Source organism: Belliella kenyensis, from assembly GCF_022549675.1.
Classification (GTDB): Bacteria; Bacteroidota; Bacteroidia; order Cytophagales; family Cyclobacteriaceae; genus Belliella; species Belliella kenyensis.
This window is the reverse complement of the sequence record NZ_JAKZGR010000004.1, coordinates 110,534-126,742: the sequence shown is the minus strand read 5'-3', so window position 1 is coordinate 126,742 and position 16,209 is coordinate 110,534. Positions and strand designations below refer to the sequence as shown.

Sequence of the window (16,209 nt, the reverse complement as noted above, 5' to 3'; positions counted from 1 at the left end):
GCTGACTCATAGTGGTCAAACAATCTGTTCTGCGTCATATCCTGCATCTTTTATTGCAGCTATGATTTTTTCGCTAGAAATTTGATCTGAGACAGAAACGATCCTGTCGGGATGATTTAGATCCACTTCCCAAGATGAAATTCCTAATTTCTCTATACTTGGTGCAACGGCAGCCTTGCAAGCACCACATTTGATATTTGTCTTGAATTTTTGCATAATCACAAATTTAAGCTAGTCTCATCTCGGATATTTATATAATTTTTGAATAAATTAATCCTTTCACTACACTTATTGTAATACAGGAAAAATTTCGAACTTTATCCTTTGCTAGCAAGTTAGAACAATTTGAACCATTTATATTACCCATACAACAGTATAGTTCCATGATCAAATCAACAGTAGACCCAGTCTGTACAGGTCAGTTTTCATCATTGTTTTTGGATTATATTTCAGAAAAGCATGAGCTGAAGCATTTCTACAGCCATTTTCCAAAAATTGAGAATTTTGAGAAGTTGATAGCATCTAAGAATTTTGGTCAATCGGAACGTGAACTTTTAGTCGAATCTCTAAGAAGACAATATCAATCAATCGAGGTTTCCGATACATGGAATAGTCAAATAGAGAGCCTCAAGCAGCCAAATACCTATACAGTAACTACAGGTCACCAATTAAATCTTTTTACGGGGCCATTATATTTCATCTACAAAATAGTAAGTACTATCAATCTGGCAAGGAAGTTAAAATCAGCTTATCCTAGCTTTCATTTTGTGCCAGTTTATTGGATGGGGGCAGAAGATCACGATTTTGATGAGGTAAATTACTTTAGGCTAGATGGAAAGAAGTATCAATGGGAATCAGATCAGAAGGGTGCAGTTGGGGAATTTGAAATTGATGGATCTTTCAAAGAATTTGTAAACCAGCTACATTTTGTGCCTGCACTATTCAAAGAGGCTTATCTGAGCTCCAAAACTTTATCAGAGGCAGCAAGGAAGTATGTGCACGCTTTGTTTGGAGAAGAGGGCTTGATTATCATAGATGGGAACGATAGTAAGCTGAAAGCTCCATTTGTAGAAGTGATGAAGGCAGATATGCTAGATCATCGGCCATTTGAAAAGGCCTCAGAAGCTACACAAGCATTGGAAGATTTGGGGTACAAAAGCCAAATTTTCCCTAGAGAGATCAACTTTTTCTATATGATCAAAGGACTAAGAGAACGAATCGAGAAGTTCGAAGATCGCTATATGGTTTTGAATTCAGATTTGATTTTTTCCAAAGAAGAACTGATTGAAGAGATCAAAAACTATCCAGAGCGCTTTAGTCCAAATGTAGTCTTGCGGCCTTTACATCAAGAAATGGTTTTGCCAAACATTGCCTATTTGGGCGGTCCAGCAGAAGTTGCCTATTGGTTTCAGTTGAAAGGTGTATTTGATCATTTTGCTGTGCCTTTTCCTGCGGTAATGCCTAGAAACTTTGCAGTAGTAATGGATGCTCTAGCACAGAAGAAGCAGCTTCAATTAGGATTGTCCGACGAAGATCTATTTGTCAAATATGGGGATTGGAAGAAACAATATGTGGCCTCTCATGCCATTTTGGATATTCAATTGAACGCAGAAAAGCGGGAGTTGGAGGAGATTTTGACTCGAGCTGCTGAAAAAGCCACAGAAGTAGATAAAAGCCTAAATGGTGCCTTTGAGTCAGCAAAGGTCAGGTCGATCAAAATCATGAATCACCTATCTGGGAAGATCAGAAAGGCCGAGGAGAGGAGACAAGAAGTAGATTTGAATAGGATGAGAGCACTCAAAGAGATGCTTTTTCCAGGCGGTAGTCCTCAAGAGCGTGTTGAAAATATGATGAGGTTTTACCTTGAAGATGATCAGTTTATTGCAAAACTTTTAAAGAATTTTGACCCATTGGATTTCAACTTTTTAATTTTAAAGCTTCAAGATGAGTAGGGGTGCATTAAGGACAGTTTATAGACAGAAGAGACTTTCTCTATCTTCGGAGGAGAGGCTTTCAGGAGCCAATCAGATTATGATCAAGATCATAGAAGTGCTCAAAGCAAACCCCATTTTAAAGCATATACATGTCTATCTTCCCATAGAGAGATTGAAAGAAGTGGATATTTTTCCTTTGATCGAAAGAATGATCCAAGATGGATATCATTTATATACCTCTATTGTTCAAGATGATACAGGGTTGTTGAGGACGGTTAAAGTCACCGATTTGGAAGGCTTGAATGTAGATAAGTGGGGAATCCCTACACCAAAGGTTTTAGACTTTGCAGATGAAGCATTGATCCAAATGGTAATTGTTCCACTTTTGGTCTATGACAAAAAAGGTAATCGTTTAGGTTATGGAAAGGGTTTTTATGATAAATTTTTGAGCTCTCTGAATCAGGAAGTTTTGAAAATCGGAGTAAGTTTTTTCCCACCTGAGGAGCAAATCGAATCAGAATGGCACGATATTCCCTTAGATATTTGTATTACTCCTAAGGAGACGTTTTTATTTTAATTATTTAAAATTTAGTATTCTAAAAAATCAAACATGAAAAAGGTATTTTACACATTTTTGCTAGTGGCAATGATGGCCATTGGTAATCAGGCAATGGCTCAGGGATACAATACAGGTATCGGTCTGAGAGCAGGTGTAGGTAATGGACTTACGGTAAAGCATTTTCTAAGTGATAAGGCTGCATTTGAAGGTATTTTGCATTCAAGATGGCGTGGATTGTTGATCACAGGTCTTTATGAAATCCATAACGACATCAGTGAAGTAAGAGGTCTGAGATGGTTCTATGGTGGTGGTGCTCACTTAGGTACATGGAATTCCAACAGAGGTAATCAACCATGGGGTGATCCGAATAAATCCTATACGGTATTTGGATTGGACGGTATCATTGGACTTGATTATAAATTTGATGGTGCGCCTGTCAATCTTTCTTTGGACTATAAGCCAGCATTTAATATCACGGGTTATACTGGATTCTGGGGTGATGAGGTAGCTTTGTCTATTAGATTTACTTTCTAAAGTATCTGAAATATAGATGAGCCATAGACGTCAGTTTATGGCTTTTTTTTTGGAATTGTTTAAAGAATTATTTCTTAGAATGATTCATATTAAGTACTTGTCTGATTATACGCTTTTTTACCAGTAACTTCAATTCATTGGCTTAACAGGTTGTTAATGCTCAATATCCTTAAGTATCTAATATCAATTTGTATCGGAGGTTAGATAAATCGGAATTTTTGTAATGTTATTGGCAAAGTTCCGTATATCCATAAATGCTTGTATACTCTTTGGGATTTATTATAAGTGAGTGGGAAATTATTAATTAGGTGCATCTTTTTTTATTAGTTTGAAATTTTTTTCAAGATGTCATAGATTTTCAAAATAAAATTTTTTTTGAAAACGATTGTTTGCCGAATTGATAGAACAATATTGTGAAAAAAAGTAAAAAGTAAGCAAAAATTTTATAAAAACACAAAATAAAGAATAAAATTTTTTATAATTATTTTTTTTATTTGGGGTAAAAATTTATTTTAAATCGTTTATTAAAAGATATTTTTTGTTTTATTCATTTTTTTTATAAAATAACTAATAATATATGATTTCGGTAATTTTTTGGTTAATAAATTATGTTTGGTAAATTTCATTTTAAACCAAACAAAATATCATATGAGAAAAGTTTTACTATTAGTTTTTGTCTTGGCTGGTTTGATGCTTCAAAATGAGGCAAGATCGCAGCAAAGGCAAATTTCTGGAAGGGTAATCTCGGGTGAGGATAGTGATCCTTTGCCAGGAGTCAATGTTGTGGTAAAAGGTACAACACGAGGAGCGATATCTGATTTAGATGGTAGATATAGCATTCAAGCAGATCAGAATGAAATTATAGTTTTTTCATTTGTAGGGTTCACAACTCAAGAAATCGCAGTCGGAAATCGTAGTACAATCGATATTACATTAAGTCCAGATTCAAAAACTTTGGGAGAAGTGGTGGTAGTAGGGTATGGAAGCACAACCAAAGGAGACTTAACAGGTAATATAGCTTCTGTAAAAGGTGAGGCACTAGCTACCATTCCCGTTCCAAATTTTCAAGAGGCTTTGCAAGGAAGAATGGCAGGTGTTTTTGTAGAATCATCAAGTGGCAAATTGGGTGAAGGCGTCAAAGTACGTGTAAGAGGTACTACTTCTATCTCTGGAGGTAACGATCCATTGTATGTGATTGATGGAATTCCTATGACAACCACCGGAGCTATAGGGACCTATAATCCACTTTCAGACATTAATTTTAATGATGTAGAATCTTTTGAAGTCTTAAAAGATGCATCAGCATCTGCAATTTATGGGGCAAGGGCAGCAAATGGGGTTGTTTTAATAACAACCAAGTCTGGAACCAAGGGAAAGACAAAGTTTAATTTTGGGATACAGCGTGGTGTAGCTTCTCCTACGAGGTTAAGAGAGTTTTTGAATGCATCTGAGTATGTTGAATTGATGAGAGAAGCTGGCGCCAATGTCGATGATTTAGCATTTGTTGAATCAAGATTAACTAGGTATTCAGGTTGGGCTGATTGGAGAACTGGGGAAGTCGATACTGATTGGCAGCAAGAGGCCTTCAATCCGGCAGCAGGTACTTTGAATGCTAATTTTAGTGCCTCTGGAGGTGATGAAAAAACAAGGTTTTTCTTTTCTGGTGCTTATGATAAGCAAGACGGTATATTAATCAGAAATGATTTTGAAAGGATTTCTGGCAGATTAAATCTTGACCATTCAGTTTCTGAAAGGTTTTTGATTGGAGCTAATTTTGGTCTATCTAGGACACAAAACAATAGATTAGCAGGAGATAACCAATTTAATAATCCCATTCAATTAGTAGCCCTAGCACCCATTACTCCTATTCGTGATTTGAATGGACAGCTGTATGATAGGCCAACAGCGACCTACTACAATAACTTAATTGATTCAGAGAATGCAAAATGGCTGAACACTTCTTTTAGAAATATTAGCAATCTTTTCGGTGAGTATAAGTTGTTATCAGATTTGAAATTTAGATCGGAGTTTGGTGTCGATGTAATGAATCAAAATGAAGAGCAATTTTTTGGCTCAAGAACTAATTTAGGCCTTTCAACTAATGGCTATGGTAGATCTCGTTGGACAAGAATTTTTAATTATAATACTAATAATTATTTCTCGTACAGTAAAGTTTTTAATAACATCCACAATATTGAAGCTGTTGGGGGGATGTCCTTCCAGAAGTCAGAACGAAATTCAACTTTTGTTGAAGGTCAAGAATTTCCTTTAGACGAACTTAGGACTTTAGAATCCGCAGCAAGGATCGTTGGAGGTTCTTCATTTGAAACGAGTTTTTCATTTTTGTCTTATTTTACAAGGGTGAACTATAAGTACGGCGACAAATATTTAGCAACAATAAGTGCTAGATATGATGGTTCATCAAGATTTGGGGAAAATAATAAATATGGATTTTTCCCCGCTGCTTCTGTCGGATGGATACTGTCTGAAGAGAGTTTTTTAAAGGGGAATGATAAATTGAGTTTGCTTAAGCTTAGAGCATCTTACGGTTTGACTGGAAATGCTGAGATCGGAGATTTTGACCATTTGGGACTTTATGGAGCGACGTCCTATGCTTTAATTTCAGGATTGAGACCAACTCAGATTCCTAATCCAAATTTGACATGGGAAAAAACAGTCCAGTTGGATTTAGGGATTGAGTTTGCGCTATTTCGTGATAGAATAACTGGTGAATTAGATTTTTACGATAAGAATACATCAGATTTACTACTCAACGTTCCCGTTCCTGCTACCACTGGTTTTAATGTTCAAAGACAAAATGTAGGTAAAATGCAAAACTATGGATTTGAGATAGTTTTGAATTCAGTAAATATTGCCAGACAAAATTTTACATGGAATACCTCGATAAACTTCGCTCGTAATATCAATAGAGTAAGAGAATTAGCCGCAGGACAGACTTCAATACCTCCAAGCTCATCAAGATTTTTAAATGGTGTTTTTATTGATCAATCCATCGGAGTATTTTATGGCCATGCTTATGCTGGTGTTGATCCTACAAATGGGGATGCACTGTATTATATTGATGCTCAACGTAACGAGACTACAAATGACTTTAATGAAGCAGAAAGAATGTTTGTAGGAGATCCTAATCCCAAATTCTTTGGAGGGATTACCAACAATTTGACTTTCAAAAACTTCGATTTTAGCGTTATGTTTCAAGGAGTTTATGGAAATGATATATTCGATGGTGGAGGTGGATTCTTTGCCGCCAATGGTGACTGGTTTGATAACTCTACTAGGGATCAGTTGAGAAGATGGCAAAACCCAGGAGATATTACAGATGTGCCTCAAGCAAGACTAGGTGAATGCAACGGATGTAATCCATCAAGCAGATATATTTCCGATGGGAGTTATTTAAGATTGAGGACATTAACTCTAGGTTATACATTAAAGTCTTCTCAACTAGAAAAACTTAAGTTGAGCACAGTTCGAATCTTTTTTACAGGTCAAAACTTGCTGACTTTCACTAAATATAAGGGCTGGGACCCTGAAGTAAATGCTGATTATCTTGCTAGCAATATTTTTCAGGGGAATGATTTCTATTCTGCACCTCAAGCAAAGGTTTTTTCACTTGGTCTTAATGTTGGATTTTAAAAAGAGATTATTATGAAACGATTTATTATAACTGGAATCATTTGTATTACATTGATTACAAGTGGATGTCATGAGGAACTGTTTATCAAACCACCTCAAAGTATTGATCAGGCTTTGGCACTCAGCTCGGATGCAAATGTAAAGCGAGTTCTCATAGGAGCATATGCTGAAATCAGAAGTACAGCATTGTATGGAGGGAGAATTCAACTGTTCTCAGAAATGCTCGGTGCAAACAGTGAGGTAAGATGGGAAGGTACATTTAATCAACCTAGAGAAATGTATAATAAGCAGATATTCGTTAATAATTCCTTTGTTGAAGGTACTTGGGCTGCGGCATATAGAGGAATCAATGTGTCTAATAATGTACTCTCTGCTTTGGATGTAATCAATGCTTCTGATAGAGATAGGGTTGAAGGAGAAGCCTTATTCATCAGAGGTTCGATGCTATTTGAGTTAGTAAAATTGTATGCTCAGCCTTATGTTTCTGCTAACCCGTCTTCTAATTTGGGTGTTCCTATTATTTTAACGCCTACTAGAGAGATAAATGAAGATAGTTATGTTAGGAGAAATACTGTTCAAGAAGTTTATCAGCAAATAGTTAGCGATTTGGTTAGAGCAGAATCCTTACTTCCATTACAAAATGGAATTTTAGCAAGGAATTATGTCGCAGCAGCACAATTGTCTAGAGTGTATTTACAAATGGAAAGATTCGCAGATGCTCGAGATGCTGCTAATAGAGCAATAGCATTGGCAACATCTACTGGCAAAGCTCTTATACCTATTTATATGAATGCTTTTAACACGGAAGTTGATTCTCTAGAAGATTTGTTTACCATACAAGTAGACCCTCAAGATTCGGCTAATGATATGTTTACATTTTATTCTTTACCGCAATTTGGTGCAAGAGACGGTGATGTTTCTATTCAACCACCACATATCCTATTGTATGAATCAGGAGATCAACGGCTCAATCAATTTTTCTTAGGTGCTGGTGAGCAAAGAACTGCAAAATGGAGAGATCAATTTAGAAATGTTAAGGTATTCAGACTAGCAGAAATGTATCTGACTAGAGCTGAGGCTAATTTCCGAGAGGGTACTAGCGTAGGAGCCACTCCATTGGAAGATATCAATCGCATTCGACAAAGGGTTGAATTACCTTCGCTTACTTCGGTTACCTTAGCACAAATTCTTCTGGAAAGAAAACTTGAGCTTGCTCATGAGGGGCATGCTATACATGATATCAGGAGAAATAGAGGGACTGTAGTAGAAGGTAATAATTCTTATCCTTACAATGATCCTAGGTTGGTGTTTCCAATTCCACAAAGAGAAATTGATGCAAATTCAAACCTTGAGCAAAATGCTGGATATAGTAATTGATGAAATTGGGTGTGAAATAAATGAAAAAAGGGGGGATTCCCCTTTTTTCATTTTATAGATTTTTACGAAAAAATTTTTTATCATCACAACTGTCAAACCTTTTCGATATGATCCTCGATTGTACGGACATTGATTTTATACTTCTTTTTATTATAAAGATCAAACTATGGTTTATTTTTTATCTGATTATACGCTTTTTTGCCAGTAACTTCAATTCATTGGCTCAACCTGTTGTTAATGGTCAATATCCATAAGTATCCAATATCAATTTGTATCGGAAGTCAGATAAATCAGAATTTTGTAATACTCTTGGCAAATTTCCGTATATCCAATAATCTTAAATAGCTGTTGTAATGGTAAGCATCAGGGCAGAGTTATTTTTTATCAGGAGTTTATACTGACAAAAGTTTTTTAAATGGTTAATATTGTATGTGAAGTTCTTTTAATTTTATATAAAACAATTTTATAAAATCAAAAAAACTATTATTTTAAAACCAAATATTGTTTTACCAAGTTTTTTTTGATTTATACTATTTTTTAACAATATTTGGAGGTTAAACATAAATCAACTATTATATGAGGAAAGCATTACTATTGCTTGTTACGCTTTTTGCTATCTCCTTTCAAGGAGAGGCATGGGCACAACAACGACAGATAACAGGTACTGTACTCTCAGCAGAAGATGATCTTCCGCTTCCAGGGGTAAACGTAAGGGTAAAAGGCACTACAAGAGGTGCTGTTACCAACATTGATGGTCAGTACACCATTCAGGCATCCGAAAATGAAACATTGGTGTTTTCATTTGTAGGATTTATAAATCAAGAGGTTGTTGCTGGAAATAGAAGCACTATCAATATCACCCTTAAGGAAGATTCTAAGATCTTAGGAGAAGTGGTGGTAGTAGGATACGGTAGTGTTGAGAAGAAGGAGTTGACAGGTTCAGTAGGTCAGCTTACAGCATCTGTGATTAAGGACGTGCCTGTACTAGGTGTAGACCAAGCGCTCCAAGGAAGAATTGCAGGGGTTCAAATCACTCAAAATGCAGGTACTCCTGGTGCGGGAATTTCTGTTAGAGTAAGAGGTTCATCTTCTATCTCTGCTTCCAATCAGCCATTGTTTGTAATTGACGGTGTTCCTATGACAACTGGAGATCCTTCACAGTTGGCATTCGGTGGCCAGTCTTCTAATGCTCTAGCAGACTTGAACCCAAGTGATATTGAATCTATGGAGGTTCTAAAAGATGCAGCCGCAGCGGCAATCTATGGTTCTAGAGCCGCAAATGGAGTGGTTTTGATTACGACCAAAAGAGGTGCTAATCAAAAAACGCAAGTAAACCTAAACGTATATGGAGGAACGCAACAGCTATGGAATGAGCCAACTTTCTTAGATAGAAGAGGTTACTTGGATTTAATGAAGGATGCTTTTGCCGAAGATTTCTTTGGTGTTCCTTCAGAAGAAATTACCGATGAAGATATCCTAGACTTTTACTATGGAGGTTTACCTTATGACGAAAGTGTCAACACAAACTGGGTAAGGGAAGTCACTAGATCTGCTCCAATTCAAAACTATGAATTAAGCATCAGTGGCGGAAATGACAAAACGAAATATTATTTGTCAGGCAACTACTTTGATCAACAAGGTACTGTGATCAACTCTAGGTACTCTAGAATGTCGACTAGGTTTAACCTTGACCACAAAGTAAGTGACAGAATTGACATTTCTTTCAATTCGGGTATAAGTAGAGCTGTTCAAAATAGGATTGTTTCTGACAATACTTTGAATGGACCATTTGCCAATTCATTAGCTGCTTCACCATTATGGCCAGTATTTGAAGAAAATGGTGCCTATACAAGACCTCAATTCTTTTATTCAAACCCAGTGGCAGAAGGTACTGAGAATGATGACGAAAATCAGTCTATCAGGATTTTTACAAATGCTTTAGGTAAATATAAGATCATCGATGGACTTAATTTTAATGTGAGATTGGGTGCAGATATATTAAACTTCTCCGAGAGAAGATATACACCTGATAATTATCCTGGATCTTCATCTTCTGCCGAAGGAGGATCTGGTTCATTCTCAACCTATAACCCTATCAAGTGGGTTGCTGAGGCTTTTGTTGATTACGCAAAAGTATTCGAAGGAGGACACAGCATCAACTTAGTGGCAGGTCACAATAGAGAAGAGAATATCATTTCATCTTCTATAGTAAGGGGTATTCAGTTTCCCGGTGATCGTTTTAGATACTTAGGCGCGGCCGCACTCGTAAACGAAGGAAACAATAACCTAGTAGGTTGGGGACTTGAATCTTACTTTGGTAGGGTAAATTACAACTACAAAGAAAAGTATCTTTTAAGCTCTTCCTTTAGAGCTGATGCTTCATCTAGATTTGGTCCTAACAACAGATGGGGATATTTCCCGTCAATTTCAGCAGGCTGGAGAATCAATGAAGAGACTTTTATGAATGACTTGAGCATGTTCTCAGATTTGAAATTGAGAGGTAGTTATGGACTTACAGGAAATCAAGAGATTGGTAATTTCTCATGGAGAGGTTTAGTTGGAACTGGTAATTACCTCGGAGCTCCTTCGATTGTTCCAGTTCAGTTGGGAAATCCTGACTTGAAGTGGGAAAATACAGCACAAACGGATATAGGTTTGGATGTAGGATTGTTTAATGGCAGACTTACCTTAGTTGCTGATTACTATTATAAGAAAACTACAGATTTGCTATTTGCGAGACCTATTGCTACTCAAAGTGGATATGGGTCTTACCAATCAAACATTGGAGCAGTGGAAAATAAAGGTTGGGAGTTCACAGTTTCTACTGTAAATATTGACAGACCTAATGGATTGAACTGGAGAACTGACCTCAACTTGACATTCAACAGAAATAAAATCCTTGAACTATACAATGGTGAAGATGTATTCTATGGATTTGGAGGTAACTCCATAGTGCTTAGAGAAGGACATCCTATTGGGACATTTTATGGGTTGATTTCTGATGGTGTATTCATGACAGAGGCAGACGTACCAGATTCTAGAAGAGCTCTTGGGATTCGTGCGGGAGACATGAACTATAGAGATATCAACGAGGATGGGATCATTACTGATGATGATTTCACCATCATTGGTAATGCACAGCCTAAGTTCTTTGGAGGCTTTACAAATAGCTTCAGCTATAAGGGATTTGACGCTCAGATTTTCATGCAGTTCTCTTATGGAAATGACATTTGGAATGCAGCGGGATCGTTCCAAGAAGGAATGTTTGCAAACTTCTTTGATGACAACAATAAAGCATCTGTAGAAAGAAGATGGAGATCTGAAGAAAATCCTGGAAATGGGTTGATGCCTAGAGCAGCTTATGATGTATCTGCAAACAGGAATAATGATTCAAATACAAGTAGATTTATAGAAGATGGCTCTTATCTTAGAGTGAAAAACTTGGTAATTGGGTATAGACTTCCTCAAGCAACTCTTGATAGAATCAAACTTAGAAGCGTAAGGCTCTATGCGCAAGCTCAGAATCTTTTGACTTTTACCAATTACTCAGGCTTTGATCCAGAAGTGAATTTCGCTGGTACTTCGAATACTACCATCGGAGTTGATTTCTATACATTCCCTCAGCCTAGGACTTATACATTTGGTGTTAACATAGGATTTTAATCGTTATGAAAAGATTTAATTTATATAACTATCTAGTGGTACTAGTGCTTCTTGCAGGAGTATCATGTGCCACTTTGGATCAAGAACCCGTCAATCAGATTGAGGTAGATGGTGCTATTACCACAAATCAGAATGCTCAAAGGGCATTAACGGGGATGTACCATGCTATGCAATCTACAAACTATTATGGATTGAGGTACCTATATTATCAAGATGTTTACACTGATAATCTAGCTCACTCGGGTACATTTACTACAGATCAAGAAGTAAGTTTTAGAAGAATTAATCCTTCTAATCTACAATTGAGAAACACTTGGCAAAGTATGTATGCTGTGATCAGAAATGCTAATTTCGTGATTGCTTCGGCTCCTAATATCGAAAACATATCAGAAGCTCAGAGATCAGCAATTATTGCAGAAGCTAGGTTTATAAGAGCTTACGTATATTTTGATTTGTCTAGAGTATTTGGTGCAGTTCCTATAGTGGAAGATTTCATAGATAATACGGATGATTTAGACCTGTCACCAAGGGTACCTTTGGATCAGTTGTATACCTTTATTGTGAATGATCTTACTTTTGCAGAGGGAAATTTAGGCAACACTGCCAATGCGCCATTCAGAGCAAGAAGACTTGCTGCTACAGCCTTACTTGCTAGAGTTCACCTTCAAAGTGGTAACAATACCGCTGCTGCTCAAAAAGCCTCTGAGGTAATAGATTCAGGTGTATATACACTACAGTCAGTTTATGCAGATATCTTTAGAATCAAAGGTAACAATGAGATGATTCTTGAGCTGAACTTCACCAATGTAGATGGTGACCAAAGTCAGTTAGCTATTTCATCTGATCCAGCTACTGGAGGTCAAAAGTTTTACCTTAGACAAGGATTCTTTGATCTTTTTCAAGCTTCTGGAAACAATGGTGACGTAAGATTTGCCGCTTCGGTGTTGCAAGCTGGATCTAGACTGAGAGTTGTAAAGTATTTCAGATCTGCTACCAATGATGACAATGTGCCTTTGATCAGACTAGCTGAAATGCATATGATCAGGGCAGAAGCAAATGCAAGAATAGCTGGTAATGGTGTGCTGACTAATACACAAATCATTGATGACATCAATACCATTAGAAATAGAGCTGGACTTTCAAGTCTTTTGTTACTAGACTTACCAACCAATCAAGCTGCTCTGACAGAGATTTTGGCACAAAGAAGGCTGGAATTTGCTTTTGAAGGGCATAGATATACTGATATGCAACGCTTTGGTATCGTAGGGACTCTTTTCCCAGCCAATGAGCAATTTAGAGTGATTTGGCCAATACCTTTCCAAGAGATTGAGGTAAATCAAAATCTTACCCAAAACCCAGGCTACTAATCAGCTGTAACCCTTATATAATAAGAGGCTCATCTTGAGCCTCTTTTTTATTTTTAAATTTTTATCTAGGACAACGTCACTCATTTATACGCAGTTGTGTCCTTATTTTCATTTGAAAATCCCCTTTTGACAGTATAAAATTCCAAGCCTTTCCTTTCATTGCTGACCTTTTTCAGATTTATTCGGATTTCTGTCATTGAATTTTATCTTAAAGATTATCAATAATATTTGTATAAACGAATATACGGTTTTCATAAAACTTTTGAAGTCGATACCTTTGTCTCATTAGCAAAAACTCAACCATGGATAAATATTCCTATATCGCCAATGCACATGTAGCTTACATCGATGAGCTATATGCTGATTACAAAAACAATCCAGAATCTATTGACCCAAGCTGGAAGACTTTTTTTGATGGGTTCGAATTCGCAATCGCTCAATATGGTGAAGACCAAGATGGAGTTTCTGCTCCACCTCAAGTTAAGCCTGCCGCCAATGGAGCACTCGCTACCAGAGGTACCATTATGGACATGGAGCAGTTGCCTAAAGAGATCAAGGTAAGAGCGCTCATTCATGCGCACAGATCGAGAGCACACTTGAGATCTAAAACCAACCCAGTAAGAGAAAGAAGAGATAGAAAAGCACTGATCGACTTGGAAGACTTCGGCTTGGATCAAAATGATCTGAATACCGAATTTCAAGCTGGAAGTGAAATAGGCATCGGCACTGCCAAACTTTCAAAAATCATAGAATCCCTCAAAACTATCTATGAAGGACCGATGGGATTCGAATACTTATACATCCGTGATCCGGAAATGCTCGATTGGTTGAAAACCAAAATCGAGAAAGAGGCGCTTGCCTTTAATCCTGCCACAGAGGAAAAGAAAAGAATCCTTTCTAAACTGAATGAAGCTGTAGTTTTTGAAAATTTCTTGCATACCAAATATCTTGGACAGAAAAGATTTTCACTCGAAGGTGGTGAAAGTACTATCCCTTTTCTTGATGCTGTGATCAACAAAGGTGCATCTTTGGGAGTAGAGGAAGTGATGATCGGGATGGCTCATAGGGGAAGGTTAAATGTCCTTGCCAACATCATGGGCAAAACTTACGAGCAGATTTTTTCTGAATTTGAAGGTACTGCCAAGCCAGACTTGACCATGGGTGATGGTGATGTAAAGTACCACATGGGATATTCTAGCGATATCGTCACTCCAGATGATAAAAAGGTGAATTTGAAATTGGCTCCAAACCCTTCACACCTTGAAGCGGTAGATCCAGTAGTAGAAGGATTTATCAGGGCCAAAATTGACTCACAACATAAAGGAGACTCAAATAAGGCTTTACCTATTCTGATCCACGGTGATGCAGCCGTTGCTGGCCAGGGTATAGTGTATGAAGTCACTCAAATGGCTGGACTAAAAGGGTACAATACAGGTGGTACGATCCACTTTGTAATCAACAATCAAGTTGGTTTTACCACCGACTTTGACGACGCCAGGTCTTCTATCTATTGTACAGATGTGGCCAAAATCATTGATGCTCCAGTGATTCACGTCAATGGTGACAATGCTGAGGCTGTTGTTTTTGCTGCCAATCTTGCAGCTGAATTCAGACAAAAATTCCAAAGAGATATTTTTGTCGATATGGTCTGCTACAGAAGACACGGACACAATGAGTCTGATGAGCCAAAGTTCACCCAACCTGAGCTTTATAATATCATCTCCAAACATCCTAATCCAAGAGAAATCTATGTCAAAAAATTGACAGAAAGAGGAGATATCGATGCCAAGATTGCCAAGCAGATGGATGCAGAATTCAGACAGTTGCTTCAGGACAGACTGAACATGGTCAAGGAAAAACCACTTCCTTACCAGTTTACTAAGTTTGAGCAAGAGTGGCAATCCATGAGAAGGTCTAATCCAGAAGACTTTGAGCAGTCTCCTGAAACCTTTATCTCTACTGAACAAATCGAAATCGTAGCAGAGGCTATCACCAAAGTTCCTAAAGGATTTAAGCCTATCAAGCAAATAGACATACAGTTGAAGCAGAGAAAGGACATGTTTTTCAACACCAAGTCTTTGAACTGGGCATCTGCGGAGCTTCTTGCTTATGGCTCATTGCTACTAGAAGGTAAGACAGTAAGGATCACTGGGCAAGATGTACAACGAGGTACTTTTTCTCACAGACATGCTGTAGTACACGATTCTACTACAAATAAGCCTTACAATTTCCTTTATGAAATGAAGGAAAGCAAAGGCAAGTTTAGTATATATAACTCACTGCTTTCAGAATACGCCGTATTGGGTTTTGAGTATGGTTATGCCATGGCCAATCCTCATGCTTTGACGATCTGGGAAGCACAGTTTGGAGATTTTGCAAATGGTGCTCAGACCATGATTGATCAGTTTATCTCCTCTGGTGAGTCCAAATGGCAAAAAATGAATGGTCTTGTGATGCTTCTGCCACATGGTTATGAAGGTCAAGGTCCAGAGCACTCCAATGCTCGACCAGAGAGATTCCTGCAGCTTTCTGCCGAATACAATATGGTAGTAGCCAATATCACGGAGCCTTCTAACTTTTTCCACATGCTTAGAAGACAGCTGACATGGGAGTTTAGAAAACCATGCATCGTCATGTCTCCAAAATCACTCCTACGTCATCCTAAAGTGGTGTCTCCTATTGAGGAATTTACTTCAGGCAGATTCAGAGAAATCATACTTGATACTACTGTGAAAGCTAAAGATGTGAAGAGAGTCATCTTGTGTTCTGGCAAGATTTATTATGATTTGGATGAAGTGAGAGAGAAGGAAAAGGTGAAAGATGTAGCGATCATCAGGGTAGAACAAATACATCCATTGCCTAAAACACAAATTCTCGAAGCCCTAAAAGCTTACAAAAATGCAGAAGTGGTGTGGGTACAAGAAGAGCCAGAGAACATGGGGTATTGGAACTTCATGTTGAGGATGCTTTGGAAAGAGCTACCTATGGACGTGATCGCCAGAAAGATGAGTGCATCTCCAGCTACAGGATACAACAAAGTCCACGTAGAAGAGCAAAATAACATCATCAAGAAAGCATTAAAAATATCATAAATCCCCTAGTCCCAATATTATTTTGGGAC

9 protein-coding genes are annotated in these 16,209 nt (G+C 37.6%); 8 read left to right on the top strand and 1 reads right to left on the bottom strand.

What is annotated here, in order from left to right:
- Positions 1 to 15: 15 nt before the first annotated feature.
- Positions 16 to 216 (bottom strand): heavy-metal-associated domain-containing protein, encoded by a 201-nt coding sequence (locus MM214_RS05510; RefSeq protein WP_241292939.1) that lies wholly within the window; start codon positions 214 to 216, stop codon positions 16 to 18.
- A gap of 167 nt (positions 217 to 383) precedes the next feature.
- Between MM214_RS05510 and bshC the strand changes: the two genes are divergently transcribed.
- The 8 genes from bshC (at position 384) to MM214_RS05470 (ending at position 16,180) form a co-directional block, all read left to right on the top strand.
- A complete protein-coding gene (gene bshC, locus MM214_RS05505; protein ID WP_241292937.1) occupies positions 384 to 1,952 on the top strand; it encodes a bacillithiol biosynthesis cysteine-adding enzyme BshC in 1,569 nt (522 codons plus the stop codon).
- Positions 1,945 to 2,511 carry a 5-formyltetrahydrofolate cyclo-ligase gene (locus MM214_RS05500; protein ID WP_241292936.1) on the top strand — a complete coding sequence of 189 codons (567 nt, stop codon included), beginning with the start codon at positions 1,945 to 1,947 and terminating at the stop codon, positions 2,509 to 2,511. The genes bshC and MM214_RS05500 overlap by 8 nt, the downstream gene beginning before the upstream one ends.
- A gap of 33 nt (positions 2,512 to 2,544) precedes the next feature.
- On the top strand, positions 2,545 to 3,027 hold the full coding sequence (locus MM214_RS05495; protein WP_241292934.1) for a hypothetical protein: 483 nt from the start codon (positions 2,545 to 2,547) through the stop codon (positions 3,025 to 3,027).
- 648 nt (positions 3,028 to 3,675) lie between these two features.
- Complete coding sequence (locus MM214_RS05490; protein WP_241292933.1) at positions 3,676 to 6,681, top strand: SusC/RagA family TonB-linked outer membrane protein; 3,006 nt, start codon at positions 3,676 to 3,678, stop codon at positions 6,679 to 6,681.
- A 12-nt stretch (positions 6,682 to 6,693) separates the two neighbouring features.
- On the top strand, positions 6,694 to 8,058 hold the full coding sequence (locus MM214_RS05485) for a RagB/SusD family nutrient uptake outer membrane protein (protein WP_241292932.1): 1,365 nt from the start codon (positions 6,694 to 6,696) through the stop codon (positions 8,056 to 8,058).
- 576 nt (positions 8,059 to 8,634) lie between these two features.
- Entirely contained in the window at positions 8,635 to 11,721 is a 3,087-nt protein-coding gene (locus MM214_RS05480) for a SusC/RagA family TonB-linked outer membrane protein (RefSeq protein WP_241292931.1), read from the top strand.
- 5 nt (positions 11,722 to 11,726) lie between these two features.
- A complete protein-coding gene (locus tag MM214_RS05475) occupies positions 11,727 to 13,088 on the top strand; it encodes a RagB/SusD family nutrient uptake outer membrane protein (protein ID WP_241292929.1) in 1,362 nt (453 codons plus the stop codon).
- Between the two features lie 302 nt (positions 13,089 to 13,390).
- On the top strand, positions 13,391 to 16,180 hold the full coding sequence (locus MM214_RS05470; protein WP_241292927.1) for a 2-oxoglutarate dehydrogenase E1 component: 2,790 nt from the start codon (positions 13,391 to 13,393) through the stop codon (positions 16,178 to 16,180).
- The last annotated feature ends 29 nt before the right edge of the window (positions 16,181 to 16,209 follow it).

Excerpts from the sequence above, each read along its gene's own strand:
- MM214_RS05475 (WP_241292929.1), top strand. The coding sequence starts at position 11,727 with ATGAAAAGATTTAATTTATATAACTATCTAGTGGTACTAGTGCTTCTT.
- bshC (WP_241292937.1), top strand. The coding sequence starts at position 384 with ATGATCAAATCAACAGTAGACCCAGTCTGTACAGGTCAGTTTTCATCA.
- MM214_RS05510 (WP_241292939.1), bottom strand. The coding sequence starts at position 216 with ATGCAAAAATTCAAGACAAATATCAAATGTGGTGCTTGCAAGGCTGCC.
- MM214_RS05480 (WP_241292931.1), top strand. The coding sequence starts at position 8,635 with ATGAGGAAAGCATTACTATTGCTTGTTACGCTTTTTGCTATCTCCTTT.
- MM214_RS05500 (WP_241292936.1), top strand. The coding sequence starts at position 1,945 with ATGAGTAGGGGTGCATTAAGGACAGTTTATAGACAGAAGAGACTTTCT.
- MM214_RS05485 (WP_241292932.1), top strand. The coding sequence starts at position 6,694 with ATGAAACGATTTATTATAACTGGAATCATTTGTATTACATTGATTACA.
- MM214_RS05495 (WP_241292934.1), top strand. The coding sequence starts at position 2,545 with ATGAAAAAGGTATTTTACACATTTTTGCTAGTGGCAATGATGGCCATT.
- MM214_RS05470 (WP_241292927.1), top strand. The coding sequence starts at position 13,391 with ATGGATAAATATTCCTATATCGCCAATGCACATGTAGCTTACATCGAT.
- MM214_RS05490 (WP_241292933.1), top strand. The coding sequence starts at position 3,676 with ATGAGAAAAGTTTTACTATTAGTTTTTGTCTTGGCTGGTTTGATGCTT.